At 66.4% G+C, this 24,872-nt stretch carries 25 protein-coding genes; 11 read left to right on the forward strand and 14 right to left on the reverse strand.

Annotation, left to right across the window (positions count from 1 at the left end; genetic code table 11):
• Positions 1–65 precede the first annotated feature (65 nt).
• Positions 66–1,013: an Mrp/NBP35 family ATP-binding protein gene (locus tag M1K48_RS12410; RefSeq protein ID WP_406696770.1), complete on the forward strand. Its 948-nt coding sequence runs from the start codon at positions 66–68 to the stop codon at positions 1,011–1,013.
• On the opposite strand, the gene M1K48_RS12415 is transcribed toward M1K48_RS12410, so the two are convergent.
• From M1K48_RS12415 to lptF, 6 genes are all read right to left on the reverse strand, one after another.
• Positions 1,010–2,356 (reverse strand): TldD/PmbA family protein, encoded by a 1,347-nt coding sequence (locus tag M1K48_RS12415; protein WP_249503517.1) that lies wholly within the window; start codon positions 2,354–2,356, stop codon positions 1,010–1,012. The two genes, M1K48_RS12410 and M1K48_RS12415, sit on opposite strands and share 4 nt — an antisense overlap.
• Before the next feature lie 16 nt (positions 2,357–2,372).
• Complete coding sequence (gene ubiA, locus M1K48_RS12420; RefSeq protein ID WP_249503518.1) at positions 2,373–3,287, reverse strand: 4-hydroxybenzoate octaprenyltransferase; 915 nt, start codon at positions 3,285–3,287, stop codon at positions 2,373–2,375.
• A 51-nt stretch (positions 3,288–3,338) separates the two neighbouring features.
• Positions 3,339–4,073 carry a sterol desaturase family protein gene (locus tag M1K48_RS12425; RefSeq protein ID WP_249505258.1) on the reverse strand — a complete coding sequence of 245 codons (735 nt, stop codon included), beginning with the start codon at positions 4,071–4,073 and terminating at the stop codon, positions 3,339–3,341.
• Positions 4,074–4,230: 157 nt separating this feature from the next.
• A complete protein-coding gene (locus M1K48_RS12430) occupies positions 4,231–4,911 on the reverse strand; it encodes a DsbA family protein (RefSeq protein ID WP_249503519.1) in 681 nt (226 codons plus the stop codon).
• 38 nt (positions 4,912–4,949) lie between these two features.
• Positions 4,950–6,047: an LPS export ABC transporter permease LptG gene (gene lptG, locus M1K48_RS12435; protein WP_249503520.1), complete on the reverse strand. Its 1,098-nt coding sequence runs from the start codon at positions 6,045–6,047 to the stop codon at positions 4,950–4,952.
• Positions 6,044–7,252 (reverse strand): LPS export ABC transporter permease LptF, encoded by a 1,209-nt coding sequence (gene lptF, locus M1K48_RS12440; protein WP_249503521.1) that lies wholly within the window; start codon positions 7,250–7,252, stop codon positions 6,044–6,046. The genes lptG and lptF overlap by 4 nt, the downstream gene beginning before the upstream one ends.
• A 238-nt stretch (positions 7,253–7,490) precedes the next feature.
• On the opposite strand from lptF, the gene M1K48_RS12445 reads away from it, so the two are divergent.
• Both M1K48_RS12445 and M1K48_RS12450 read left to right on the forward strand, forming a co-directional pair.
• Positions 7,491–8,459 (forward strand): acylglycerol kinase family protein, encoded by a 969-nt coding sequence (locus M1K48_RS12445; RefSeq protein ID WP_249503522.1) that lies wholly within the window; start codon positions 7,491–7,493, stop codon positions 8,457–8,459.
• A gap of 4 nt (positions 8,460–8,463) precedes the next feature.
• Positions 8,464–9,336 carry a hypothetical protein gene (locus tag M1K48_RS12450; RefSeq protein ID WP_249503523.1) on the forward strand — a complete coding sequence of 291 codons (873 nt, stop codon included), beginning with the start codon at positions 8,464–8,466 and terminating at the stop codon, positions 9,334–9,336.
• A gap of 9 nt (positions 9,337–9,345) precedes the next feature.
• Here the strand turns inward: M1K48_RS12450 and M1K48_RS12455 are convergent, their stop codons facing one another.
• Positions 9,346–9,732 carry a PaaI family thioesterase gene (locus M1K48_RS12455; protein WP_249503524.1) on the reverse strand — a complete coding sequence of 129 codons (387 nt, stop codon included), beginning with the start codon at positions 9,730–9,732 and terminating at the stop codon, positions 9,346–9,348.
• Between the two features lie 79 nt (positions 9,733–9,811).
• On the opposite strand from M1K48_RS12455, the gene M1K48_RS12460 reads away from it, so the two are divergent.
• Together M1K48_RS12460 and spt are read left to right on the forward strand one after the other, a co-directional pair.
• Positions 9,812–10,060 carry an acyl carrier protein gene (locus M1K48_RS12460; RefSeq protein WP_249503525.1) on the forward strand — a complete coding sequence of 83 codons (249 nt, stop codon included), beginning with the start codon at positions 9,812–9,814 and terminating at the stop codon, positions 10,058–10,060.
• Between the two features lie 53 nt (positions 10,061–10,113).
• Positions 10,114–11,334, forward strand: coding sequence for a serine palmitoyltransferase (spt, locus tag M1K48_RS12465; RefSeq protein WP_249505259.1), 1,221 nt, complete (start codon positions 10,114–10,116; stop codon positions 11,332–11,334).
• On the opposite strand, the gene M1K48_RS12470 is transcribed toward spt, so the two are convergent.
• Positions 11,327–12,520: a S1 family peptidase gene (locus M1K48_RS12470; protein WP_249503526.1), complete on the reverse strand. Its 1,194-nt coding sequence runs from the start codon at positions 12,518–12,520 to the stop codon at positions 11,327–11,329. The two genes, spt and M1K48_RS12470, sit on opposite strands and share 8 nt — an antisense overlap.
• Positions 12,521–12,593: 73 nt before the next feature.
• On the opposite strand from M1K48_RS12470, the gene M1K48_RS12475 reads away from it, so the two are divergent.
• On the forward strand, positions 12,594–14,555 hold the full coding sequence (locus tag M1K48_RS12475) for a response regulator (RefSeq protein WP_249503527.1): 1,962 nt from the start codon (positions 12,594–12,596) through the stop codon (positions 14,553–14,555).
• A gap of 16 nt (positions 14,556–14,571) precedes the next feature.
• Here M1K48_RS12475 and M1K48_RS12480 read toward each other — a convergent pair whose 3' ends face one another.
• The 5 genes from M1K48_RS12480 to M1K48_RS12500 all read right to left on the reverse strand — a co-directional run bounded on the left by M1K48_RS12480 (position 14,572) and on the right by M1K48_RS12500 (position 20,472).
• On the reverse strand, positions 14,572–15,312 hold the full coding sequence (locus M1K48_RS12480) for a DUF72 domain-containing protein (RefSeq protein WP_249503528.1): 741 nt from the start codon (positions 15,310–15,312) through the stop codon (positions 14,572–14,574).
• On the reverse strand, positions 15,309–17,534 hold the full coding sequence (gene purL, locus M1K48_RS12485) for a phosphoribosylformylglycinamidine synthase subunit PurL (RefSeq protein ID WP_249503529.1): 2,226 nt from the start codon (positions 17,532–17,534) through the stop codon (positions 15,309–15,311). Before purL ends, M1K48_RS12480 begins: the two co-directional genes overlap by 4 nt.
• 388 nt (positions 17,535–17,922) lie before the next feature.
• Complete coding sequence (locus M1K48_RS12490; protein WP_249503530.1) at positions 17,923–18,498, reverse strand: PEPxxWA-CTERM sorting domain-containing protein; 576 nt, start codon at positions 18,496–18,498, stop codon at positions 17,923–17,925.
• 163 nt (positions 18,499–18,661) lie between these two features.
• Positions 18,662–19,144 carry a hypothetical protein gene (locus M1K48_RS12495; protein ID WP_249503531.1) on the reverse strand — a complete coding sequence of 161 codons (483 nt, stop codon included), beginning with the start codon at positions 19,142–19,144 and terminating at the stop codon, positions 18,662–18,664.
• A 485-nt stretch (positions 19,145–19,629) separates the two neighbouring features.
• Entirely contained in the window at positions 19,630–20,472 is an 843-nt protein-coding gene (locus M1K48_RS12500) for an N-acyl amino acid synthase FeeM domain-containing protein (protein WP_249503532.1), read from the reverse strand.
• Between the two features lie 276 nt (positions 20,473–20,748).
• On the opposite strand from M1K48_RS12500, the gene M1K48_RS12505 reads away from it, so the two are divergent.
• The gene (locus M1K48_RS12505; RefSeq protein ID WP_249503533.1) at positions 20,749–21,351 is read left to right on the forward strand and encodes an FxDxF family PEP-CTERM protein; all 603 of its coding nucleotides are present in this window, start codon (positions 20,749–20,751) and stop codon (positions 21,349–21,351) included.
• A gap of 274 nt (positions 21,352–21,625) precedes the next feature.
• On the opposite strand, the gene M1K48_RS12510 is transcribed toward M1K48_RS12505, so the two are convergent.
• Complete coding sequence (locus tag M1K48_RS12510) at positions 21,626–22,030, reverse strand: hypothetical protein (protein WP_249503534.1); 405 nt, start codon at positions 22,028–22,030, stop codon at positions 21,626–21,628.
• A gap of 79 nt (positions 22,031–22,109) precedes the next feature.
• Here M1K48_RS12510 and M1K48_RS12515 point away from each other — a divergent pair, with 79 nt between their 5' ends.
• The 4 genes from M1K48_RS12515 (at position 22,110) to rsmH (ending at position 24,869) form a co-directional block, all read left to right on the forward strand.
• On the forward strand, positions 22,110–22,340 hold the full coding sequence (locus M1K48_RS12515; protein WP_249503535.1) for a hypothetical protein: 231 nt from the start codon (positions 22,110–22,112) through the stop codon (positions 22,338–22,340).
• Positions 22,340–23,029 carry a GldG family protein gene (locus M1K48_RS12520; RefSeq protein WP_249503536.1) on the forward strand — a complete coding sequence of 230 codons (690 nt, stop codon included), beginning with the start codon at positions 22,340–22,342 and terminating at the stop codon, positions 23,027–23,029. Before M1K48_RS12515 ends, M1K48_RS12520 begins: the two co-directional genes overlap by 1 nt.
• A gap of 440 nt (positions 23,030–23,469) precedes the next feature.
• The gene (locus tag M1K48_RS12525) at positions 23,470–23,892 is read left to right on the forward strand and encodes a division/cell wall cluster transcriptional repressor MraZ (RefSeq protein WP_249503537.1); all 423 of its coding nucleotides are present in this window, start codon (positions 23,470–23,472) and stop codon (positions 23,890–23,892) included.
• Complete coding sequence (rsmH, locus tag M1K48_RS12530) at positions 23,889–24,869, forward strand: 16S rRNA (cytosine(1402)-N(4))-methyltransferase RsmH (protein WP_249503538.1); 981 nt, start codon at positions 23,889–23,891, stop codon at positions 24,867–24,869. Before M1K48_RS12525 ends, rsmH begins: the two co-directional genes overlap by 4 nt.
• The last annotated feature ends 3 nt before the right edge of the window (positions 24,870–24,872 follow it).

Here is a 24,872-nt window from a genome sequence, read left to right on the forward strand (position 1 = left end):
CACGCTTTTAACAGTGGGGTCCGAACAATGGCTCTTGTGCCGGGTCGGGGGAGGCCTAATCGCCCATGGCCATGACCCTTGATCAACAATCGTTCGGCCCCGACGTGGCGCGCCTTCGTTCGGTCCGCCTTCTCGACGGCGTCGCGACGCTGGTCGCAGATGCCACCGGCCTCGGCGAGGGAGAACGGACCGAGCTCGAAGCGCGGCTAAAGGCGGCGGCCCTCGCGCAGCCCGGCGTGACCGAGGTGCGGGTGGCGATGACGGCGAGCAAGGCGGCAGGGCCGAAGCTGATAGCGGTCGGGTCCGGCAAGGGCGGGGTCGGCAAGTCGACCGTCTCGGTCAACCTGGCGATCGCGCTGGCGCGCTTGGGGCACAAGGTCGGAATCATCGACGCCGACATCTACGGCCCCTCGCAGCCGACTTTGCTGGGCACCAGCGAGCGGCCCGAAGCGCGCGACAAGCAGCTGATCCCGGTCGAAGCGCAGGGGGTGAAACTGCTGTCGGTCGGGCAGCTGGTCAGCCCCGGCCATGCGCTGGCCTGGCGCGGGCCGATGGCGTCGGGCGCGCTGGCGCAGCTGGTCGAGGGCGACTGGTCGGGCACCGAGCTGATCATCGTCGACCTGCCGCCCGGCACCGGCGACGTGCAATTGTCCTTAATCCAGAAGTCGCGGCCGGTCGGGGCGGTGGTGGTATCCACCCCGCAGGACTTGGCGCTGATCGATGCGCGCCGCGCGATCGACCTGTTCGGCAAGACCAGCGTGCCGGTGCTGGGGATCATCGAGAATATGGCGGGCTACCAATGCCCCCATTGCGGCGAAACGTCGGACCCGTTCGGAAGCGGCGGGGCCGAAGCGGCGGCGGCGGAGCTGGGCGTGCCGTTCCTCGGGCGCTTGCCGCTATCGGCCAGCCTGCGCGCGGAAAGCGATGCCGGGCGGCCTCCGGCGGCGGGTGACGGACCCGCGGCGGCGGCATTCCGGACGCTGGCTGAGGCCGTGCTGGCGCAGCTCGCCTAGGCGCTCGCCACCGTCATTTCGGGCACCAGCAGGGTCGGCGCGTCGATCCCGCGGCGAAGCTCGAGGTCGCTCGCAGGCTCCAGCGTGGCGAACATCTGCTTGAGATTGCCGGCAATGGTTATCTCGGCGACGGCCCGGCCGATCACGCCGCCTTCGACCACGAAACCGGCCGCGCCGCGGCTAAAGTCGCCAGTGACCGGGTTCACGCCCTGGCCGATCAACTCTGTCACGAGGATTGCCCGGGGGACGGAGGCGAGCAGCTCGTCGCGCGATTTGGCGCCGGGCAGCAACGCCAGATTCGACGGTCCTGCCCCCGGACTGCCGCCGACCGAACGCCCGGCGTGGCCGGTCGGCGCAATGCCGAGCTGGCGGGCGTCGGCGCTGGTGGCGAGCCAGCTGGTCAGGATCCCGTCGGCAACGAGGTCGAGCGGACGGCAGGGCAGCCCTTCGCCGTCGAACGCACGGCTGCGCAGCCCGCGGGGGCGCAGGGGATCGTCGCGGATGACGATGCCCGGGCCGAACAGCTGGGTGCCGAGTGCGTCGAGCAGGAAGCTGGTCTTGCGCGCAATCGCGCTGCCGGTGACAGCGGCGACGAAGTGGCCGAGCAGCGAGGAGGACACGCGCGGATCGAAGAAGACCGGGCAGGCGCCGGAGCTCGGACGTATCGGGTTCAGCCGCGCCGCCGCCCGCTCCCCGGCCTTGCGGCCGATCTCTTCCGGGTCATCGAGGTGAGCGAGGAAGCGGCTGCTGTGCGAGGCGTAGTCGCGCTGCAGAGCGCCGGCGTCTCCCGCGATCACGCTCGCCGAGCAGCTGAAGAAGCTGCTGCGGGTGGCGCGGGCGAAACCGGTCGAGGTGGCGAGCGCGACGAGGTTCTGCCCCGAGCCCGATGATGCGCCGTTGCTGTTGCTGACCCCGGCCACCGCGCGGGCTGCCTGCTCGGCCTGCCGGGCGCGGGCTTCGAGGTCGGACAGGGCGGCCACGGTGGGGTCGAACAGGCCAAGATCGTCGCTCACACCGCTGCCCAGCAGGGCAGGATCGGCGAGGCCGGCGAAGGGGTCCTCGGGTGCCTGGCGGGCCATGGCCATCGCGCGTTCCGCCAATTCGGCGAAGCCGGCCGGGTCGAGGCTGGCGGAGGAGACGGTGGCCGAGCGCTCGCCGTCGAAGGAGCGCAGCGACACCTCGAAGGATTCGCTATGATCGATGTCTTCCAGTTCGCCGAGGCGGACCGAAATGCCGCTCGAGCGGCTGATCCCGATCATCGCGTCGGCGGCGCTGGCGCCGGCCTTGCGGGCGGCCTCGACCAGGGAGGCGGCAAGATCGGCGGCTTGGGGTTCGCTCAACATCGACGCGATGTAGCGTTTAAGCGGCGCTGCTCAAGCCTACGGCTGCGAAACCCATTGCCAGCAGCAGCCCAGTGAAGCGGTTGGAGCGGAACAGGGCGAGCGCCTTGTCGCCGTCGTCGGGATCGGCGCGAAGCACCTGGCCGCCGAGGTGGAGCGCGGCGGGGACGAGCGCGAGGAGGGCGAGAGGTTCGGGCCGGACCAGCCAGATCGCGATCCCCCAGCTGCCGAGCGCGACGAGATAGAAGATACCTACGCCGAGCGCCGCATTGCGGCCGAGCCGGCGGGCGGAGGAGCGGACGCCGACCAAAGCGTCATCCTCCTTGTCCTGGATAGCGTAGAGCGTGTCGTAGCCGACCACCCAGAACACGCTTCCGACCCACAGCCACCAGCCGGCCGGATCGAGGCCCCCGGCGATGCTCGCCCAGCCGACCAGCGCGCCCCAGCTGAACACCAGGCCGAGCCACGCCTGCGGCCACCAGGTGATCCGCTTCATGAACGGGTAGGCCGCGACCAGCGCGACACTGGCGAGCGCGGTGACCTGGGCGATTGGCGGGAGTCGGAACAGGACGACCAGCCCGAGGAGGCAGAGCAGGGCGATCAGTATCCAGGCCGAGCGCGCGCTGACCCGTCCGCTAGCGAGCGGGCGCAGGCGGGTGCGGGCAACCCGCGAGTCGAGGTCGCGATCGACCAGGTCGTTGTAGACGCAGCCGGCCGAGCGGGTGGCGAAGGCGCCGAGCAGGAACCAGGCAAGCAGGCTCCAGCGGCCGTCGACCCCGGCGAGCAGCATTCCCCAGGCGCAGGGCCAATAGAGCAGCCAGGTGCCGATCGGGCGATCGAGCCGCATCAGGCTGGCAAACGGCCGGACCCAAGCGGGAAGGCCGCCGATCAGGCCGGTGCGCTCACTGTCGGGAACGAGGTCGAGTTCAGTCACCCGGCGGCGCTTAGCCGCTCTCGCGCCCGAGCAGGAGCCCCGATCGCGGGATCAGGCCGCTTCACGCTCCGAAGCATGGTTATCGCCTCGCTTGCGCGGATGGCCGGTGGCGACGATGCCGCCCGACAGCTTCTTCACCCACGGATAGCGGGTCGCGACTTCCTCGGTGTAGCCGAGGTTGAACACGGTCGGGCTCTTGGCCGGGCGCTCGGGCCGGTCGTAGAAGGTGCCGAGCAGGCGGTCCCAGAAGTAGCTGGTGATGCCGTAATTGCCGCTTTCGTCGTGGAAGTGATGCGCCATGTGGCGCTTCTTCATCTCGGCGATCAGCTTCGACTTCGGCTTGTAGGCGAGGTGCTGGATGCAGTGGACGAATTCGTACACGCAAGTCGTCAGCAGGCCGGTTGCAAGCGCCGCCGCAGCGCCGCCGACGCCGCCGATCGCATAGCCGACCGGCGCCGTCACCAGCGCGATGGTCGGAAGCGTGGTGTGGAGCGCGCCGAACAGCACTTCGAGATGGTTCGGGTCCTGGTGATGGTCGTAGTGGATCCGCTTCCAGGTCGAGGCCAGGAACGGCACCTTGAACATCCAGTTGCTGTGCAGCACCCAGCGGTGCAGGCAGTACCAGACCAGCGGATAGAGGACGACGACGACCGCCGCCGACAGGGCGGTCTGAGCCAGGGTAGCGGGATAGCGCAGCCACACGGCCACGCTCACCGCGGTGAGGGCGAGATAGCCGATGATCGCGGGATACTGGAAATAAGCGACCCACAGGTCCTTGAGGGTCATCCGGTCGAGGTAATGCGACCGCCTCCAGATTCCGGGCTTAACCTTACTGCTCACGTGGCCTGACCTTGTTCGTGCTTGAAAGCGACTGCCCGCAAGGGACATGCCGACCAGTTTTTCCTCCTGCCCTTTCAATGCGGCGACAATGGGACGAATGGTCCTATTGCGGCAGCAGGGCGAGCAGGTCGTCCGGTGTTCCGGTGGGGATCCGCGTCCCCTTCCAGGTGAATGTTGGTGTTCCGGTGACGCCATTCAAGCGGGCGGTCTGGTCGGCGTTGGTCACCCACTGGTGATGGGCGCCGCTCGACAGGCAGGCGCCTGCCTGCGTAGGGGAGAGCCCGTGCTTCTGCGCCAGCGGCAGGAGCCCGGAGGCCTTGGCCACCGCTCCGGCGTAGCTGATCGGGCCGGCCAGCTCGGCTTCGTAGAGCGCGGCGCGCGAGGTTTCATTCTCGTCGGCGGCCTTGAGCGCGGCCTTGATCTCGTCCTGCCGGGCCATCAGCGCCTCAATGAAGGCGAGCCGCCGGGCAGGCGCCACGCAGCGGGTCAGGACCGCGGCGGCGCGGTCGTGCGGGAAGACCAGGAAGGGCCGCCACGCGAAGCGCAGCTTGCCGGCCTTTACCAGCCCGTCGACCCGGGGGAAGATGGCACCGGCGAATTGGCCGCAGTGGGGGCAGCCATAGCTGGCATATTCGGCGAGCAGCGGCGCGCCGGCCTTGCCGAACGTCCAGCCCTCGCCGGTTTCGATCACCGTGACGGGAAGCGCCCTGGCGGCCGGCTTGGGCGCTGCGGCGGCCACGGGGGCGGCGAGGAAGACGGCGAAACCTGCCAGGAGTGCTTTCATGGCCTGCATTTTCCAGCGTTTGCAAAAGGTTGGCAAGATCATTCCTCCGACCGGATGAGCACGGTCTCACCGATCAGCAGGAACAGGAGGAACGGCGCCCAGGCGGCAACCAGCGGCGGGTAGGAGCCGATGTTGCCGAGCGCGACGGCGAAATTGTCGACCACGAAATAGGCAAAGCCGAGCGCCATGCCGACCGCGGCGCGAAGCAGCACCTTGCCCGAGCGCGCGAGGCCGAACGCGGCCATGGCTGCGAGGAGTGGCATCAGCACGGTCGACAGCGGCTGCGACAATTTATGGAGGAGGCCGGTCTTGGCCGTGGCGGTATTGACGCCGGCCTGCTCCATCTCGGCGATATTGTCGCTGAGGGTGGCAAAGTCCTGCGCGTCGGGATCGACCTTGGCGAGGGTGAAGCGCTGCGGCTCGACGCCTTCCATCACCCGCAGGGTCGGCCGCTTCAGCACGGCATTCATCGCCGGATCATAGATGCTGACGTCTTCGAGCAGCCAGCCATTGCCGTCGGGGCGGGCGCGCTCGGCATTGATCAGCCGCGCGACGGTGATGTCCTGCCGCTCGACCAGAAGGAACTTCTGAATCCGGACGCCGGTGCCGCGGCCGGTCACGAGCTGGGCGTGGGCATAATCGTCACCGGCGGTGACCCAGATGTCGCTGAGGATTCCGCTGTCGGGCGGCACCGGACGATATTCATTGTCACTCCATGCGCTCAATTGCCGGCTGCCCTTGACCACAACCAGTTCGTTGAAGGCGAACGACAGGCCGGCGAGCGCGATGCTGGCGCCGATCAGCGGAGTCAGCAGCTGGTGCGCCGACAGGCCCGCCGCCTTCATCGCCACCACCTCGCTGTTCGAATTGAGCGTGGTGAAGGTGATCAGCGCGCCGAGCAGGAAGGAGAAGGGGAAGGCGAAGGACAGCAACTGCGGGAAGCGGTAGCCGACATAGCGCCACAGCTCGCTCTCGCCATTGCCGGTCACGGCTAGGATCTTGCCCGATTCCGACAGCAGGTTGAGCATCATCAGCACCAGGCTGAGCGCGAGCAGGACCGCCAGGCTGCGCGAGACGTAGAGCCAGACCGTATAGCGGGCGAGCCGCCACGAAGGCACGAAGTTGAGGTTGATCATCCCGCGCGGCTCAGGTGGCGGCGGCGGGGATTGGGCAACAGCCGCTTGATGAAGCCCCAAAGCTTGGCCCCACCGCGTTCCAGCGCACCGATCGGCTGGCCGCCGGGCTTGGTCGCGAGCGTCAGATACATCCACAGGATCAGCCCGGCGAACAGCAGGAAGGGGGCGTACATCACCAATTCGACCGGGAAGTCGCCGCGCGCACCGGCGTCCTCGGCCCATTGATTGACCTTGTGATAGGCGACCACCATCACGATCCCGATAAAGATTCCGAGGCTCGAACTGGAACGTTTGGGCGGCACCGCCAGCGCCACCGCCAACATTGGCAGCAAGAGCATCAGGATCACCTCCACCAGCCGGAAGTGGAGGTTGGCCCGGGCGGCGAGATTGGCCTCGCCGGTCGCTCCGCCGGCATAGCTGGCGCGGACGATCTCGGGCAGGGTCATTTCCTCCGCATCGTTCTGCGCTCGGGCGCGGAAGCTGTCGACGCGGGGCAGCTTGATCGGCAGGTCGTAGCTCTGGAAGCCGAGCGTGCGCGGGGTGGTGAAGCTGGGGTTCTGCTGGATCAGCCGGCCCTGTTCCAGCCGCAGCAGGATGGTGTCGGGATCGTCGGTGGCGAGGAACCGGCCGTGCGAGGCGGTGGCGACGATCCCGCCGCCCTTCTGGTCGTCGGCCTGGACGAACAGGCCGTGAAGCTGGGTCCCGCTCGCCTCGCTGCGGTCGATGCGGATGGTGAAGCGCTTGGACAGGGTGTTGAACTCACCTACCTGCAGGCTGGCGCCGAGTGCGCCCGAGCGGAGATCGAAGCGCAGCCGTTCGTAGCCGTAATGCGTCCACGGCTGGAGCCAGCCGACCAGGAACAGGTTCAACGCCGCCAACACGATCGCATAGGCCATCGGCACCCGCAGCAACCGGCCGAAGCTGGTGCCGACCCCGCGCAGGGCGTCAAGCTCGCTCGAGGTGGCAAGGCCGCGGAAGGCAAGCAGGATTCCGAGCAGCAGCCCGATCGGGATGCCGAGCGCGAAATATTCGGGCAGCAGGTTGGCCAGCATCCGCCATACCACGCTGACCGGACCGCCGAGGTTGATCACGAAGTCGACCAGCCGAAGCATCTTGTCGAGCACCAGCAGCATCGCCGCCAGGATCAGCGTGCCGGCAAGCGGAATGGCGATCGCCCTGGCTATGTAACGGTCGATGAGTGGCATGAGCTTCCGGGTCTGCCCCTCAACACCATGATTTGGCCGCAAAGCAAGCGCAACGACACAATTGTTCGTGTCCCCGGTCTGGCGTTCGCTGCCTGAAGCGTAGCTGACGAAGGGTAGGGCGAGCGACCTGGATGCCGAGGAAAGTGACAGAGATGCGCAGCCTTCCCCATACAGCCCTGCCGCGAGAGGCAGCTGCGTTGGCCCGCGCGCAAGCATCCGCCGGAGGCTCCGGCCGCTGATGGGCAAGGCTCGGATCGCACTTCTCAGCAACCCCCGCTCCACTGGCAACATCTCGCAACTCCCCCGCATCAGGGCGTTCTGCGCCGAGCATCCGGACATCTTCCATTACGAGGTCGAACGGGCCGACCAGGTCGGCGAGGCACTCAAGACCATCGCGCTGGTCCGGCCCAAGGTGCTGGTCATCAACGGCGGCGACGGGACCGTCCAGGCGGCGCTGACCGAACTGGTCAACGGCAGCCACTTCGGCGACGACCTGCCGCCGGTCGCGGTCCTGCCCAACGGCAAGACTAACCTCATCGCGCTGGACCTCGGCGCGCAGGGCGACCCGATCGAAGCGCTGCGCCGCCTGCACGAGCTCGCGTCGGGCGATCTCGAACAACATCTTGTCGCCCGGGAGCTGATCGCGCTGACCAGCAAGAAGCTGCCGATTCCGGCGATCGGCATGTTTCTCGGCGGCGCGGGCTTGGCCGACACGATGCTCTACTGCCGCGAGAAGATCTATCCGCTCGGCCTGCCCAACGGGGTCAGCCACGTGATCGCGGCGATGGCGGTGCTTCTGGCGCTGATCGGGCTGACCGGCCGGTTCCTGCCCGCAAGCCCCGAGCATATCGTGGTCAAGGTACGCCGCCACGGGACCCTGCGCGGCCGCTTCGGCTTGCTGGCGGTGACAACGCTCGAACGGCTGCTGCTCGGCAGCGAGGTCAAGACGGCGCGCACCGGATCGCTCAAGCTTCTGGCGGTCGAGCATCGCTCGAGCTCGATGCTGCGCGGGCTGTTCGCCGCCATCGGGGGCAAGCTCGGCCACAAGAAGCTGGCCGGTGTCCACCTCGAGGAAGCCGACGAAATCTCGATCGAGGGCGACCGCTCGTCAGTGTTCCTCGACGGCGAGCTGTTCAAGGCCGGGATCGGCGATCCGATCATGCTGACCCGCGCCGCGCCCTTGTCCTTTGTCCGGCTCGCTGCCTGAGCCTATGGCCGAGCTTCGCGGTCTGGTAGCGGAGGAACTCGGCCGTGCCGTCGATCCGCGGGTCGCCGCCATGGCCGCGGGGATCGCCGCCGCGCATGGCGCGGCCTCGCGGGCCGTGCTGTTCTACGGGTCGTGCCTGCGCGACGTCGCGCTCGAAGGCGCAATGCTCGATTTCTACCTGATCGTTTCCGACTATCGCCAGGCCTATCCGGCGCGCTGGATGGCGGCCGCCAACCGGCTGATTCCGCCCAACGTCTTTCCCTTCGCGCAGGGCGAGCTGATCGCCAAATATGCGGTGCTGAGCGAGGCCGACTTCCACCGCCTCAACGGGCCCGAGACCCGCAGCGTGTCGGTGTGGGCTCGGTTCGCCCAGCCGAGCCGGCTGGTGTGGGTCGCGGACGAGGCCGCGCGCGAACGGGCGATCGAGGCGGTGTCGCGCGCCGCGCCGACCCTGCTCAGCGCGGCGCTGAGCGCGGTGCCCAACGACCAGCCGCCGCTCGACCTGTGGAAGGCCGCCTTTGCGCTGACCTATTCCGCCGAGCTGCGCGCGGAGAAGAAAGAGCGCGGGGTCAATGTCGTCGACCAGGACCCGGCGCGCTACCTGCGGTTCTTCGGGCCGGCGATGGCGGCGGCGCGGGCGTGCGGCAAGCGCTGCGGCGGGTCGTGGGGCCGTCGCCGCCTAGAGGGAAAATTGCTGTCGGTCGCCCGGCTGGCCAAGGCCAGCGCCACCTTTGCCGGCGGCGCCGACTATATCGTGTGGAAGATCAACCGCCACGCGGGCACGAAGATCGAGCTCAGCGCCTGGCAGAAGAAGCATCCGCTGGTGACCGCGGTGACCCTGCTGCCGCGGCTGATCCGCAGCGGCGCGATCCGCTAGGCGCCGGGCTTAATCCGCCGCGAGCAGGAAGTTGATACGCGCGCTGGCGATCGGCGTGGTCCGATCCTTTTGCCAGGCGAACGCCTCGACATTGGCGATCCGCGCCCCCAGCCGCTCGATGGTGGCGGCGGCAAAGGTGTCGCGGTCCCGCCCGCCAAGCAGGTAATCGACCGTCACCGAGATGGGCTTGGGGCTGAGCTCGCGCCCCTCGAGCGCCCGCGACAGCTCGCCATAAGCCGCAAATTCCAGCAGGCCGGCGATTGCGCCGCCGTGAAGATAGCCAGGGCGACCGACTACGTCGTCGTGGAACGGCATGACGAACAGGCTTTGCCCGTCATCGCCCCGCTCGACACGCAGCTGCAGCAATTCGGCATAAGGCGGGAGGCTGTCGTTCATCGCCGCAGCCCTAGCGTGGCCGTGCCCGGATTTCGCCCCCTTGTTGCGCTTAGAGGGGCAAAACCCTAGCGAGATTGCCATGACCGACCGCGACGAACGAAAGACACGGATCCACCGCCTCATCGGCGACTTCAACAAGAAGGGCATTGAGGTCGGGGAAGACACGCGCTTCGCCCAGGACCTCGAATGGGACAGCCTGACGGTGATGGATTTCGTCGCCGCGGTCGAGGACGAGTTCGACATCATCATCACCATGAACCGCGCGGCCGAGATCGAGACCGTGGGGACGTTGATCGACGCAGTCGGCGAGCTCGAGGGACAGGCATGACCGACCCCGGGATCGCCATGGTCGCGGAGCCGGGAAAGGCCGCGCCTGCCAACATGAAGTCAGGGGGTTGCACCGCCCCCGACCTGTTCGACAAGTTCCAGCCGCTGATCGACCAGCGCGAGGCCTTGCTGTCGACCGGGCTGACCGACCCGTTCAACCTCGTGATGGAGCGGGTCGAGAGCCCAACCGTCGCGATCTGCAACGGCAAGCGGACGATCCTGCTCGGCACCTACAATTACATGGGCCAGACGTTCGACCCGCAGGTGCTTGCGGCGGGTCACAAGGCGCTCGACGAATATGGCGCGGGAACGACCGGCAGCCGGGTGCTCAACGGCACCTACCAGGGCCACCGCGAGTGCGAGGAAGCGCTCAAACGCTTCTACGGCATGGACCATGCGATGGTCTTCTCGACCGGCTACCAGGCCAATCTCGGGATCATCTCCACGATCGCTGGGAAGGACGATTACGTCATCCTCGACATCGACAGCCATGCCTCGATCTACGACGGCTGCGCGCTGGGCAATGCCCAGATCGTCGCCTTCCGCCACAATGACGTCGAAGCGCTCGAAAAGCGGCTGAAGCGGCTTCCGGCCGATGCGGGCAAGCTGGTGGTGCTGGAAGGCGTCTACTCGATGCTCGGCGACACCGCGCCGCTGAAGGAGATGGTCGCCATCTCCAAGGCAGCGGGCGCGATGGTGCTGGTCGACGAGGCGCATTCGATGGGCTTCATCGGCCCAAATGGCCGCGGCGTGGCCGAGGACCAGGGCGTGCTCGACGATGTCGATTTCGTCATCGGGACCTTCTCCAAGTCGGTCGGCACTGTCGGCGGCTTTTGCGTGTCGAATCATCCCAAGTTCGAGATTCTGCGGCTGGTTTGCCGCCCGTACGTCTTCACCGCCTCGCTTCCGCCGAGCGTGGTCGCCACCGCTGCGACCTCGATCGACCTGCTGCGCGGCGCGGCCGACAAGCGGGCGCACCTGTGGGCCAACAGCCGCCGGCTGCACGGCGGGCTGAAGGAACTCGGCTTCACGCTGGGCACCGAGACGCCGCAGTCGGCGATCATCGCGGTGATCATGCCCGACCTCGAGCGTGGTGCTGCGATGTGGGAAGCGCTGCTTCACGAAGGGCTGTACGTGAACCTCGCCCGTCCGCCGGCGACCCCGGCCGGCATGACGCTGCTGCGCTGTTCGCTGTGCGCGCTTCACAGCGAGGAGCAGGTTGGCGAGATCCTCGGCATGTTCGAGGCCGCGGGCAACCGCGTCGGGGTTATCTAGCCGTCAGCAGCCGCCAACCTTCGGGCAGGTAATCGACGCTTTGATAATAGGAAAAGGCACAGCCGCCGCTCGCGGTATAGGCGCCGCCCTTGAGCGTGCCGTAGGCGACCGAGCCAAGGAAGATCGGCGCCCCGCTGTCGCCGCGCCGGCATTCGGGACCGCGCATCGTCACCCAGCTCGAGGTGCACAGGCCCCCGCACAGGTCGCCGGGCGGGGCGAAGTCGGTCAGCTCGACCTCCGAACAGGCATAGCCCGAACTTTCCCCGCGCAGGCACAGCCAGTCGCCGGGCCGGGTCATCGGGCGCGTCGCCCAGGTGATGATCGGACGCACGACCTTCTTGTCGCGGTCGCTGAATACCAAAGGCTCGGCCGGGCCGATCCGGCCGTGGATCTGGATGTCGTTCTGCGCCGCGCCCCATGCGCCCAGCATCGGCAGGAGGCGCTCCTCGCCATCGGTCGCGCGCCAGATCAACGTATCCGGGCAGTGGGCGGCGGTGGTGATGCCGAGCTTGCCCGCGGCGTCGCGAACCACGAAGCCGGTGGTGCAGCGGAAGCGGCGGCCTTCGGCATTGGGACCTTCGACCCGCCCGCCGCCGATCGCCGCGCTGTCGACCAGCACCGCATCGAGCCGGCGTACCCGCACCGGAAGGCCGAGCCGCGCCGCAAGCAGGCTCTCGACCTCGCTTGCCGGGCGTTGGTCGCTGGCCGGACGCTGCATCACCACCAGCCCGCCGGTGCGCGGATCTAGCCCGGCGCCGCGGTAGCCGGGAATCAACAGGGGCAGCAGGTAGCGGCTCTGGTCGAGCAGGCGGATTCCGGCCGCGCGGGTGGCAGCGGCATCGGTGGTGAAACGCACCGGGATCGGCAGGTCGCCGGCCGTCTCCACCGTGTTGGCCGGCTGCTCGCCCGGGGTCAGGCGGACCAGCAGATGCCAGTCGGGCCGGTGGACCACGCTGATCGAGGCCAGCCGCTCGCGATAGCGAACCCGCAGCCTGTCGGTGACTACCGTGCTGGCGCGCTGCTGGTCGAGCCGGTGCCCGGCTTCTTCCGCGCTGACCCCGAAGGCGGCGGCATAGCGCTCCGCATCGGCCGCAAGCGCCTGCTCGGGCGAGAGGCGAAGCGGGTGGGCGGCGAGGGCGGGGCTCGCGGCGGACAGGCAAATCAGCAGGGCGGAGCGGAAACGCATGAATCCTGATCTGGCATCAGCAACCTGAACGGATGGTTGTGCCCCGCCCTGTCGGGTTCTAGACTGTTTCCCCATGAGGGCGAGGACCGACGACAACGGGTTCGACGGAGGGCGCTTCGGGGCTGCTGCCGGGGCGACGGTGGCGGCGCTCATCCTGCTGGGCATGGTGCTTCTGGTCGCGATGAGCAACCGGGCGCGTGATTCCGCGCTGGAGCGCGAGCGCCACGCCTATGACGTGACCCTGCTCGTGCGCACCGTCGACGCGACCATCGCACGGTCGGAAGCCGCGCTCGGGCGCTTCGTGCTCGACGAGGATCTGCGCAGTTCGGGAAGCATCTACATCAACGAGTGGCGGCTGGCCGGAACCCAGTTGCGGCAGCTGGAACGGCTGGTCCGCAACGATCCCGATCAGAAGCAGCGGGTGGCCGATGCGCGCTCCCTCTATTCCCGCCACGGCGAGAACCTGGGTCGTGTTGCACAGGCCGCGGCGGGCGCGCGGGGCGAGGGCGGGATCGGCCTGTTCTACTCCTTCACTCGCGAGGAACAGGACGCCCCAAAGACGCTTGGCTCACAGCTGCGGGCCAAATTGTCGGAGATCGCCTCGTCCGAACGCGCCGTCCTGCGCAGCAGCATGGAGCAGACGCAATTCTTCTCGGCCCAGGCTGATCGCCTGACCGATTATCTGTCGTGGCTGGGCGTGCTGATCGGGCTGGCGGCGATCGGGCTCGGCATCCTAGCGCTACAGGCAGTGCGGCAGAACTTCATCGCCCGGCGCGAAGCCGATACGCTCGAGCAGGCGGTCGCGATGCGGACGCAGGAACTGTCCGCCGCCAACGAAGCGCTGCTGGCCGAGGCCGAGGAACGCGAGGCGGCCGAATCGCAGCTGCGCCAGATCCAGAAGATGGAAGCGGTCGGCCAGTTGACCGGCGGCATCGCCCATGACTTCAACAACATGCTGGCGGTGGTGGTCGGCGGGATCGACCTTGCCCGGCGGCGGCTCGGCGGACCCAAGCGCGAAGTCATGCAGCATCTCAACAATGCAATGGACGGGGCGACCCGCGCCGCAGCGCTGACCCGCCGCCTGCTGAGCTTCGCCCGCGCCGAGCCGCTGCTGCCCGAGCGGGTGTCGCCAGCGGAACTGGTCGAGGGGCTCAAGGACCTGCTCGACCGGACATTGGGCGAGCGGATCACGGTCAAGGTGGCGACCGGCGGCGAGTGGCCGATCTTCGTCGATCCCCATCAGCTTGAGAACGCGCTGCTCAACCTCGCGGTCAACGGGCGCGACGCGATGGAAGGCGAAGGGGTGATCACCATCGCCACCAGCGACATTCCGCTGGCGGAGAGCGAGGTCGGTGACTTGCCGGCCGGCGATTACATCCGGATCGCGGTGGCCGACACCGGCAGCGGCATGAGCGAAGAGGTCAAGCGGCGCGCGTTCGAGCCCTTCTTCACCACCAAGGAAGTCGGCAAAGGCACCGGGCTCGGCCTCAGCCAGATCTTCGGCTTCGCGCGCCAGTCGGGCGGCGAGGTGACGATCGACAGCGCGGTGGGCGTGGGCACCGTGGTTAGCCTGTTCCTTCCCCGCTGCCATGCCCAGCCCGCGGAAGTCCGGCTGCACCCGACCTTCACCGGGCAGATACACAGCGAGTTTGCGGGCGGCCACCGCGGCGCACGAATCCTGCTGGTCGAGGATGATCCGCGGGTTCGCAGCGCGACGATCGAAGCGCTCGAGGACCTCGACTATCAGCCGGTCGCCTGCGCCAATGCCGAGGAGGCGCTGGCCGCCTTCGAGAGCCACGTGTTCGACCTCGTCATCAGCGACGTCATCATGCCCGGCATGACCGGACCCGAGCTGGTGCGGGACCTCAAGCGGCGTTTTCCCGAACTAGGGGTGCTGTTCGTCACCGGCTATGTCGGCGACGGCGAGGGCGAGGATCTCAAGGGCCACGAACTCCTCCGCAAGCCCTTCACCGTCGGCGCGCTGCAGGATGCGGTGGCGGCGGCGCTGGGGCGGGCCGAGGTCCGCGCGGCCTGAGGATCCAGTCCCGGGATCAGGTCCCTAAACGCGCGATAAGCGCCTTCGCAGCGGCCGGATTGCGAACCTTCGCTCCCGAGATGAAGTAGACGTACACATCGCGCCCGCCCTTGGCCCACGTTCGAGTCTGCTTTGCCCAGTCGTCGAGGGCCGCTTCGTCATAGCCGGTTTTGACCATTTCCACGCTGCGTTGAAGTCGGGCGTAGGTGAAGTCGGCGGTCTGCTCGTCGATGCGGGGGAATTCGTCGTGGTCGGCGAAAACCACCGCCATGTTGCGCGCCCGGGCGAGATCGAGAAAGGCGGGGTCGGCGAAGCTCGGATGGCGCACCTCGAGCGCGTGGCGCAGCGGCAGACCATCCTGAAAGTCGGGGATCAGGTCGAGGAAACGGGCGAAGTCGTCGCGCTCGAACCTTTTGGTATCCGCGAACTGCCAATTGATCGGGCCGAGCTTGTCACCGAGCTCGGTGAAGCCCTGGTTCATGAAGGTGTCGATCGACCCCACGCTGTCGGCAAGCACCTTGCGGACGGTCGAATAGCGTGACGCCTTGAGGCTGAACTGGAATCCGACAGGCACCGCCTCGCCCCACTTGCGCCAGCTCGCCGGTTTCTGCCGACCGTAGGATGTGGCGTTGATCTCGATCGCGGTCAGGTGCCGCGCCGCATATTCGAGCTCGCGCCGGTGAGCGAGGCCGTCAGGATAGAAGGTCCCGCGCCAGGGCTCGAAGGTCCAGCCGCCGACCCCGACGCGGATCGTCACGCGTCCATCAGCGCCGGGAAGAAGCCTTCGTGGGCGGTGCGCAGGTCGGCGAGGACGAGCCTCTGCTCGCCGCCGCGATCGATCAGGTCGAACACGATGGCATCGCCGCCGGTGGTGCCGACCGGGATGCTGAACAGCTGCGCGGCGGCGGCCAGTTCGCGGACGCGGTCGGGCTGGCCGGTCGCGACGATTGCCCGGCCCTGGTCCTCGCCGAACAGCATGGCGGCAGGATTGGGAAGCTCGGCCACGACCGTCATGGTGAAACCGGTTTCGCCCGCCAGCGCCATTTCGGCCATCGCCACCGCCGCGCCGCCATCGGCGCAATCGTGGACCGCGCTGACCAGACCTTCGGCGATGAGGCTGCGCAGCAGTTCGCCGAGACGTCGCTCGACCGCCAGATCGACCGGCGGCGGAGCGCCTTCGCGGCGACCGTGGCAGACGTCGAGCCACAGCGACTGGCCGACATGGCCCTTGGTGTGGCCGAGCAGGAGCAGGGTCTCGCCTTCGTTCTTGAGGGCAATGGTGGCGCTCTTCGACCAGTCGGGCATCAGACCGACCGCGCCGATCGCGGGGGTCGGCAGGATCGCGCTGCCGCCGCCGGTCGCCTTGCTCTCGTTGTAGAGGCTGACGTTGCCAGAGACGATCGGGAAGTCGAGCGCGCGGCAGGCGTCGCTCATGCCGCCGAGGCAGCCGGTGATCTGGGCCATGATCTCGGGCCGCTGCGGGTTGGCGAAGTTGAGGCAGTTGGTGACCGCCAGCGGGGTCGCGCCGACCGCGCTCAGGTTGCGATAGGCTTCGGCGATCGCCTGCTTGCCGCCTTTATAGGGGTCGGCATAGCAATAGCGCGGGGTGCAGTCGGTGGTGATCGCGAGCGCCTTGGCCGAGCCGTGGACCCGGACCACCGCCGCATCGCCGCCCGAGCGTTGCACGGTGTCGCCGCCGACCTGGCTGTCATATTGCTCCCAGATCCAGCGGCGCGAGGCGAGGGCGGGGGAGGCCATGAGCGTCTTGAGATCGCCGACGATGTCGGTCCCCGCCGGCACCTCGCCCAGCAGAGGCACCTCCGCCCAGGCCTGATAATCCTCGGGCGATAGCGAAGGCCGGTCGTAGAGCGGTGCTTCGTCGGCGAGCGGCCCGAGCGGGATGTCGGCGACCGTTTCGCCCTTCCACACCAGCTCCATGTGGCCGGTATCGGTGACGGTACCGATCACTGCGAAGTCGAGCTCCCACTTGTGGAAGATCGCCTCAGCCTCGGCCTCGCGGCCGGGCTTGAGGACCATCAGCATGCGCTCCTGAGATTCCGAGAGCATCATCTCGTAAGGCGTCATGCCAGTCTCGCGGCAGGGGACGGCGTCCATGTCGAGGCGAATGCCGACGCCGCCCTTGGACGCCATCTCGACCGAGGAGGAGGTGAGGCCCGCCGCGCCCATGTCCTGGATGGCGACGATCGCGTCCGATGCCATCAGCTCAAGGCAGGCTTCGATCAGCAGTTTCTCGGTGAACGGGTCGCCGACCTGGACGGTGGGGCGCTTCTCGTCCGAATCCTCGCCGAAATCGGCCGACGCCATGGTCGCGCCGTGGATGCCGTCGCGGCCGGTCTTGCTGCCGACGTAGACCACCGGATTGCCGATGCCGGCGGCGGCGGAATAGAAGATCTTGTCGGTCCTGGCGACGCCGACGGTCATCGCGTTGACCAGGATGTTGCCGTTGTAGGCGGGGTCGAAATTGGTTTCACCGCCGACGGTCGGCACCCCGACGCAATTGCCGTAGCTGCCGATCCCCGCGACCACCCCGGCGATGAGGTGGCGCATCTTGGGATGGCTGGGGTCGCCGAAGCGAAGCGCGTTTAAATTGGCGACGGGCCGCGCGCCCATGGTGAAGACGTCGCGCAGGATCCCGCCGACCCCGGTCGCCGCGCCCTGGTAAGGCTCGATGTAGGAGGGGTGGTTGTGGCTCTCCATCTTGAAGATGGCGGCGTCGCCGTCGCCGATGTCGATCACCCCGGCATTCTCACCCGGACCGCAGATCACCCACGGCGCCGTGGTCGGCAGCTTCTTGAGATGGACGCGGGAGGATTTGTAGGAGCAATGCTCCGACCACATGACCGAGAAGATGCCGAGTTCGGTCAGGTTCGGCTCCCGCCCCAGCGCATGCAGGATGCGGCTGTATTCATCGGGGGAGAGGCCGTGGTCGGCGACGACTTGCGGTGAGATCGCGGTCATGCCCGCGCCTGTAGCGGGACGGGGCGCTTTGGCCAATCCAGGGGGCGAAGTTGTCGCCGCGGAAGATCCGGAAGATGAAGGGGGTCACAAAGGTCACAGGTGGCGTGCCATTGCTGCTCTGACGACAATGGCGGAAAACCCGGGTTCAGGCGCGCGAGCAAAGGTCACACGCTGTGACCTTTGCGCTTCGGCATCCAGGACTGCCGAGCTCGACGAGTTGAAAGAGCCTCGCGGAGGACCGCTCGAAAGAGCTGAGCAGGCGAAGTCCTACATTGCAAGGCGGAGGGCAAGTGTCCGCAATGGGTGGGAAGCGGACATGCGGACGCAAAGAAAAAAAGGGACCGCCGAAGCGATGCCTTTTCCCCCATTCGAGCAAGTAGGAGCAGCGCTACGCCAGTTGCGCGATCGCAGCGCCCATTTGGCGACGGCGACGCATGCTTGCGCCGATTGCGCCAAATCCAAGCAACATCATCGCCCACGTGCCCGGTTCAGGCACAGCCGCTGCAACGTCACGACTGGTGGTGAAGTTTATGACGGACGAACCACCGGTAGTGCTCACTCCAGCGAAGTTCGCGAAGAGCGTTCCGTTCTGTACGAACACATTGATGGGTGAGAACGCCGAAGAAGGGTTCACTGAAGCCGAAAGGATCGACGGGCCAGACAATACCGAAAGGGCAAATCCGTTAAATGCAGTGTCGCCGAAGTTCGTCCCGACGAGGTTGGTGATCGTCAGGCTGTTCGCCGCAACATCCACCGAGAAGTTCGGATTGTACGTCGGGAAACTTCCCAGGGGGTATTCGACGCCATCGCTAACTACAACGCTAGTAAACGGGTCAGAGTAAACCGCGGTGGCGTTGGGGTAACGGGTCGTAAGATCGACGGTGGCACCCATGAGACCTTGCGCAGCGGCTGGAGCGGTGAACATAGATATTCCCGCACCTAGAATAAGAAGATTTTTCAGCATGTCGGCCCCTTAAGAACTTTGTCCAGCAACTGGAACGTTAACGCATGTTTAACGGGCGTCAACGTCAATGCTGGCTTCGGAATCCTGAAATGAGACGTACGCGAACTCGAAACGATATCCTCAAACGTCCGTGATGGGTGGTAAGCGGACCTGCGCACTGCCCTTAGGGCTGAGCGCGGCATCGCGGAATGTTCGCTGCCATAGCGGGATATACCTTGAGGGTGCGTCTGTCCCAGTAGGTCAGGTCGAGGGCGATGAAGATCGGCGAGTCCTTGCGCCGGTAGATGGCCTGGCCTTCCCAGCCGCTCCCGAGCGGTGTCAGGCATTCGTCCCAGCCGCCATTGCGGAGCTCATCGATGATCGCCACCAGCGCGCTCTGATCCGAGGCGTGCCACAGGGTCAGGTGGTCGAAACCGCCCCCACCATCGCCGCCCCCGAGGTCAACGGCAGCGCTGAAGGGCCCGTGCCGCTGGAAGGACACGCCTTCCTTGCGGCACCGCATCTCGACATTGTGCGACACGCACGCGGTGAAGCCGGCGCGCCGCGCATCCGCGAGGCTGCCGGTCACCGGGAGACCGTCGAACAGGAAGGCTGCGGGGGGTTGCGGCGCTTCACCGCAGGACGCCAGAAGCGTCAGGGCAAGCATTGGCGCAAGGGTTGCAGGCTGGACCCGTGAGGTTGTTGCCTCCTTGCCGTGCGCCGGCGGTTCCATTTGTTCGGACATGCAATTGCTTACGGCCCCGCCGCCAAGGTCCGCAATGGGTGGAAACCGGACATTAGACCTGTTGCTTCGTCAACAGTCAGCGATGTCTATACGCTCAGCGGTAGAGTTCAATTACCGCAGGTCCCTACTCCAAAACCAAAAAAGGCCCGCCCCTGGGCAAGAGGGGCGGGCCGAGATACCAGGGGACTGATGTCTTCCTAAAACAACAATATCCGGCGCAAGTTTCGAGCGGTCTGAAAAAGTTTGTCGCAAGCCCGCTTAGTAGTGACCGACATCGACACGAAAGGTGCTCAACTCGCGGCTATCGATGGTTGAGGCTAATCCAGCAAAACCGGCGATGCAGCCAGTAAATGCAAACGACATCACTAGCCAATGCAAGAACGTCCTGCGGATTATTTCGGTCGAAATCATGACCTAAGCCTCGATCCTATCAACATGCCTAGGAGGCGCTTGGTAGAAGTTTCGCGTGCTTCGTAAGCAGTTAGCACTTCCAAGTCGGGCACGGCTCCGCGACATGGGGCGCCAGTAAGTCTTCCGTAGAGGCCATCCTCTTCATCGGTTGAGAAGAAATATCGGTAGAGCGAGCGCTGGTTGCTTTCCGGACGCGCGGCGTTTTCGGTGATCATTCGCCTGATCGCCCCAACATTTAGCCACATCAGTTGGGAAGGCGCGTTGACGCTTGCATTCGTCCGCACTTCACCGACGCGAACGAAGCCAAGCATTCGTTCATAAAAGCGCCGATGCCTGGGATTCACCTCGATAAACAGGTCGCTGCATGCAAACTGGCGCGATCCGTAAATGAAGACCAGGTGAAACAACGCTGCCAGATGCTGGTGCGATGAACCTGTCCAATCGAAAGCGAGCTTCGTCAGTTCGCACAGCTTTGCTCCATGTGCTGCCCGAAACGGAGCAATTTTATCGGCGAAAGTGGCATCGACAGCCAGCCCTGCTCGGGAATCCACTGTAAGCGTCAGCGTTCCCACCACCTCGTCCTGACAAGCTGCCGTGAAGGTAACGCAGTTGGGCGAAGTGACGAGGGAGTGGTTCTTCCCATAACCCCGCCACGAATACATTCGGCTTAGCAACATGCTGGCCGCATTGCGCTGGCCTTCCGTGTTCGCCAGCCGAATGGTGAGGCACTCACCAGTTCGGACATCCGGATCGCAACGACGTGCAGATGCACCATCGCCCAAACCACGATTCAGAAGCATTTTGCTATCGAGCCGCGACTCGGGGAGGCCAAGGGCCACCCTCTCTTGCTTCATCTGATTAGCCCCACCCACTTACGTATCAAAGCGGGACACTGTTCGCAGAAATCTTTCAACAAGTAACTAAAGCTTCCGAGCGCTGCGCCAGCCTGTTCTGGCAATGCGGTGAACGACTAAGATTGAAGGGACCGCACTCGGAAAGACCGGTAACTTCCGCGATCGATTGACTTCGCGCTCACCCTTGGGAACTCGTTGCCATATCCAGTGGTTTGGAGTAATCGGTTAACATATCGATAACCACTGCAGGGGAGTCCGAGTATGAAGCGCTTTTTACGGGTCATCGCAGCCGCTTCGGCGCTTGCACTTGCCAGCACGGCCGATGCGGCAATCATTACTCCCGGCGCGCCCGCTCCAGCCGTGTTCGTGGTGAGTGGCAACCCATTTACCGGCACGAGCCCAGTAACTGCTACCATTGGCAACACGCCTCAGGTTGGCGGGACGGTTGAGGCCCCGGTCTCATTCAGCGACTCTTTCTTGTTCACCATCGGGCCGCCGGGCGGCGGTTTGATCGGAACGGGAAGTGGTTCGATCATTACCAGCACGTCGCTGCAGTTCAGCACGACTGACCTGGATCTCACGTCGGTGATCGTGAACGGAACCGCTCTGACCATCAGTCGGACTGCCGGCGGCTTGATTGAGAGCGCTGGTACTTCGGGTGTCAGCATCTTCAGTGGCCAGTTGAACAACATCACGGTGACCGGTCTTTCCCGCGGCCTGGGATCGTACGGCGGCAATCTCACCTTTATTCCCTCAGCCGTTCCCGAGCCGGGAACATGGGCGATGATGCTGCTCGGTTTCGGCGCGATCGGTATGGGTATGCGCCGCCGTCGTAAGGCAAGCGGTGTGTTGCAGACTGCCTAAGGTTGTAGCTACGCATCTAGAAGGGCTCGCCAGAAATGGCGGGCCCTTTTTATTTATGCTGCGCGGCTTCCGCTGGTCAGCTCAGAACAACCTCGAACGGCCACGTGTCCAGATAACCGATGCCCTCAAAGGTGTTGTCAGACGCTCGGCCTTGATGTCCGCTTTGGGTCGAAAGCAGCCATCCCACGTCGCCCCGCGCGACCGTCGAAGCGCAAACGAAAACCCCGGCCGGTGAGGGCCGGGGTTCGATAGGGCGTTCAGAGGGGAAGAGAGATTAGCCGCGGCAGGTGATGGCGGGGGCGCCGGCGACCGCGACCTGGACGCTGGCGGCGTCCTTGGTGCCGGTGATGCTGCTGCCGTCGGGGCCGGTGTAGGGTCCGGTGCCTTCGGCCGGGGCGTTGGTGACGGTCGAAGCGACGGTGTCGGCGCCGACGCGATAATTGGCGCCAGCGGGATTGCCGTCACGCTCGGTCCAGTCGATCTCGACCACCTTGTTGCCGTCGCAACGATAGGTCTTGCTGGCGACGATGGCCGGCGGAAGCTGGACCTCCGGCGCGGCGGCGAGCTCGTTGGCCATGGTGTCGGTGGGGCCCTGCTGGACGATGGTGTGGCCACCGTCGTTGCAGGCCGAAAGGGTCAAAACGGCGCCAAGCGCCAGGAGGGGGAGGCGGTAGATCATGATTCGCCTTTCGCGGTCGGGAGATGAACGGTCAATGGCGAAGGCTTGCAAAGCCGCGCGATGGGCATAATTTGACCGGATGGGGGTAGGAGGAACCGCGATCCAGCGCATCCGATATGGCCTGACCGGCCTGGCGTTCGTGTTCGTCATGGTCCTCCTTGGCACCGTGATCATCCGCAGTGGCGAGGATCCGGTGAGCAATGCTTCCGCCAATAACGTCGTCGAGGCGCCGAGCGATCCGCTGGGCGAGCTTGGCGTCGCGCCGGGCCCCGCGACCGAGAACGAGGCGGGCGCCGCGCCCGCGCGCTGATGCGGCTTGGATTGCTGCTGGCAATAGCGGCGGCGCTCTGTTCCTGCCGCGGGGGGAGCCAGCCGGCGGCGACGACCGAACTGCCCGAGCTTGCCCTGCTGAGCAGCCTGCCGATCGCGTTCGGCGAAAACTTCGGCCTCGACCAGGGCCGGAGCCCCTTGCTGGGCGACCTCGAGGGCCAATACCGGGTCATTCCGGTCGACGGGCCCGAGCAACTGAAGCCCGGCGGCCTGCTGTTGGCGGCGCAGCCGCAGGCGCTGACCGCCGAGCGGCTGGTCGCGCTCGACCGGTGGGTGCGGGACGGCGGGCGACTGGTGCTACTGGCCGACCCGGCCTTGCGGTTCGAGAGCAGCCGCCCGCTCGGCGACCGCTTCCGTCCGCCGCTGCGCTACCCGGACACCGGGTTGCTCAAGCATTGGGGCGTGGTGCTGGACGACGGCGTGGACGGGCGCGTCGAAGCGTCGGCCACGGACTTGGGGCGCGGAATCCGGCTGGAGGCGAGCGGGCTTGGGTCGCTGACCCGGGCGGGGGGCGCCTGCACCCTGTCGCCGACCAGGGCGGTGGCGCGGTGCCGGATCGGAAAGGGCTATGCGACGATCGTCGCCGACGCCGACTTCGCGCTGTCGGCCGAGCCGGAGCAGCGCGCGGCCGTGGTGGCGCTGCTGAATGAACTGTCGGACGGACGCTAAACGCCCTCGGTTCCGTCAGGCGATGAGCGGGCAGCGGATCGCGACGCATTGCCTGCGGCAACGGAATCACCGTGGGACGCCGTGGGATTCGCTGGCTTTTCGCTGCTCACAGACTTATCCACAGCCATCACCGTAGGAACGAGAAGGGAACATCAAGGCTGAACTGATGCAAGAAAGCCGCGGAAATCGGCCATATTCCAGATCCGACCATGTTTTCCCACGATATCCCATTGAGTCCCATGCCTACCCGCGTTACACACAGAGTGTAGCGCGGGGCTGATCCCATTGTTGTTGGGCCGGTCGCCGGCCGCGGTGACCCCGCGTTCCGGCGAACGGGAGGAATTTGTCCACCGCGCAAGGGGAGTGGTTGCGCAGTGGCATTGGAGCATCTGTTCCAGGGCAGTGCCTTAAACGGGGTGGACGCGAAGGGTCGCGTTTCCGTGCCCGCCTTCCTGCGCTCCATCATCGAACGCCGTGGCGACGCCCGCACCATCGTTCTGGCCAAGCACGAGACCTTTCCCTGCCTCAGCGCTTATGATCCCGCTTATGCCGCGCTGAAGCACAGCAAGATCGAGCGCCTGCTGGAGAAGAACGAGCAGGAGGCAGGAGCCCAGCTCGCCTATCAGCAGAGCAACCTCATGGCCTTCGCGGTCAGCGAGGAGGTGCCCTACGACAGCACCGGCCGGATCCTCGTCCCCACCATGATGCGCCGCAAGGGCGGCATCGGTGATCTCGCGCTTTTCCTGGGGGTCGGCGAGACCTTCCAGATCTGGAATCCCGAAACGCTCCTCGGCGACGATCGCATTCCCGAGGATCTCAAGGACGTCTGCCGGTACCGGCTCGAGGAACGGGGGCTCGCATGAGCGGGAATCCCCCCTCCGTTTCTCTGGGTGATTCCGCGCCCAACCGGGGTCACCTGCCGGTACTGGTGGACGAAGTCGTCGCTGCGCTCGCGATTTCAGAAGGCGAAACGCATGTCGACGGCACGTTCGGAGCGGGCGGCTACACCCGCGCGATGCTCCGGGCGGGGGCGGGGCGAGTGATTGCCTTTGATCAAGACCCTGACGCGATCGCCAACGGGCCTTCACTCGTCCCCGATCCCAGGCTGACCCTGGTCCACGAACGCTTTTCGCGCATGGCCGAGGCGCTGGACGAGCGCGAGCTGTCGCCGGTCGACGGCATCACGCTGGATATCGGGGTCAGCTCGATGCAGCTCGACCAGGCCGGGCGCGGATTCTCGTTCGCCAAGGATGGCCCGCTCGACATGCGGATGAGCCAGGACGGTCCGAGCGCCGCCGACTTCCTCAACACCGCCGACGAGGCCGAGATCGCGCGGGTGATCCGCGATTATGGCGACGAGCCCAAGGCGAGGGGCCTGGCCCGCGCGATCGTCGCCGCGCGCCCGCTGACCCGCACCTCCGAGCTGTCGGCGGTGTGCCGCAAGGTGCTCGGCTGGCACGCGGGGATGAAGACCGACCCCGCGACCCGCACCTTTCAGGCGATCCGGATCCACGTGAACGCCGAGCTGGCCGAGCTCGAGGCGGGGCTGGAGGCGGCCGAGCGCTCGCTCAAGCCCGGCGGGCGGCTGGCGGTGGTCACCTTCCACAGCCTCGAGGACCGGATCGTGAAGCAATTCCTCCGCACTCGCAGCGGCGCCGCGCCGGCGGGTTCGCGCCATCGCCCGATGCCCGAAGCTGGCCCGGCGCCGACCTTTCGCGCGGTCGCCAAGCCGGTTGCGCCGTCCGAGGCGGAGCTGGCGATCAATCCCCGGGCCCGGTCGGCGCGCCTGCGCAGCGCGGTCCGCACCGATGCTCCCTGTTTCCCCCGAAAGGCGGCCTGATCC

The sequence above is a fragment of the Sphingomonas glaciei genome, from assembly GCF_023380025.1.
Lineage (GTDB): Bacteria > Pseudomonadota > Alphaproteobacteria > Sphingomonadales > Sphingomonadaceae > Sphingomicrobium > Sphingomicrobium glaciei.

Excerpts from the sequence above, each read along its gene's own strand:
- M1K48_RS12410 (WP_406696770.1), top strand. The coding sequence starts at position 66 with ATGGCCATGACCCTTGATCAACAATCGTTCGGCCCCGACGTGGCGCGC.
- M1K48_RS12415 (WP_249503517.1), bottom strand. The coding sequence starts at position 2,356 with ATGTTGAGCGAACCCCAAGCCGCCGATCTTGCCGCCTCCCTGGTCGAG.
- M1K48_RS12425 (WP_249505258.1), bottom strand. The coding sequence starts at position 4,073 with ATGACCCTCAAGGACCTGTGGGTCGCTTATTTCCAGTATCCCGCGATC.
- M1K48_RS12430 (WP_249503519.1), bottom strand. The coding sequence starts at position 4,911 with ATGAAAGCACTCCTGGCAGGTTTCGCCGTCTTCCTCGCCGCCCCCGTG.
- lptG (WP_249503520.1), bottom strand. The coding sequence starts at position 6,047 with ATGATCAACCTCAACTTCGTGCCTTCGTGGCGGCTCGCCCGCTATACG.
- lptF (WP_249503521.1), bottom strand. The coding sequence starts at position 7,252 with ATGCCACTCATCGACCGTTACATAGCCAGGGCGATCGCCATTCCGCTT.
- M1K48_RS12445 (WP_249503522.1), top strand. The coding sequence starts at position 7,491 with ATGGGCAAGGCTCGGATCGCACTTCTCAGCAACCCCCGCTCCACTGGC.
- M1K48_RS12450 (WP_249503523.1), top strand. The coding sequence starts at position 8,464 with ATGGCCGAGCTTCGCGGTCTGGTAGCGGAGGAACTCGGCCGTGCCGTC.
- M1K48_RS12455 (WP_249503524.1), bottom strand. The coding sequence starts at position 9,732 with ATGAACGACAGCCTCCCGCCTTATGCCGAATTGCTGCAGCTGCGTGTC.
- M1K48_RS12460 (WP_249503525.1), top strand. The coding sequence starts at position 9,812 with ATGACCGACCGCGACGAACGAAAGACACGGATCCACCGCCTCATCGGC.
- spt (WP_249505259.1), top strand. The coding sequence starts at position 10,114 with ATGAAGTCAGGGGGTTGCACCGCCCCCGACCTGTTCGACAAGTTCCAG.
- M1K48_RS12470 (WP_249503526.1), bottom strand. The coding sequence starts at position 12,520 with ATGCGTTTCCGCTCCGCCCTGCTGATTTGCCTGTCCGCCGCGAGCCCC.
- M1K48_RS12475 (WP_249503527.1), top strand. The coding sequence starts at position 12,594 with ATGAGGGCGAGGACCGACGACAACGGGTTCGACGGAGGGCGCTTCGGG.
- purL (WP_249503529.1), bottom strand. The coding sequence starts at position 17,534 with ATGACCGCGATCTCACCGCAAGTCGTCGCCGACCACGGCCTCTCCCCC.
- M1K48_RS12490 (WP_249503530.1), bottom strand. The coding sequence starts at position 18,498 with ATGCTGAAAAATCTTCTTATTCTAGGTGCGGGAATATCTATGTTCACC.
- M1K48_RS12495 (WP_249503531.1), bottom strand. The coding sequence starts at position 19,144 with ATGCTTGCCCTGACGCTTCTGGCGTCCTGCGGTGAAGCGCCGCAACCC.
- M1K48_RS12505 (WP_249503533.1), top strand. The coding sequence starts at position 20,749 with ATGAAGCGCTTTTTACGGGTCATCGCAGCCGCTTCGGCGCTTGCACTT.
- M1K48_RS12510 (WP_249503534.1), bottom strand. The coding sequence starts at position 22,030 with ATGATCTACCGCCTCCCCCTCCTGGCGCTTGGCGCCGTTTTGACCCTT.
- M1K48_RS12515 (WP_249503535.1), top strand. The coding sequence starts at position 22,110 with ATGGGGGTAGGAGGAACCGCGATCCAGCGCATCCGATATGGCCTGACC.
- M1K48_RS12520 (WP_249503536.1), top strand. The coding sequence starts at position 22,340 with ATGCGGCTTGGATTGCTGCTGGCAATAGCGGCGGCGCTCTGTTCCTGC.
- rsmH (WP_249503538.1), top strand. The coding sequence starts at position 23,889 with ATGAGCGGGAATCCCCCCTCCGTTTCTCTGGGTGATTCCGCGCCCAAC.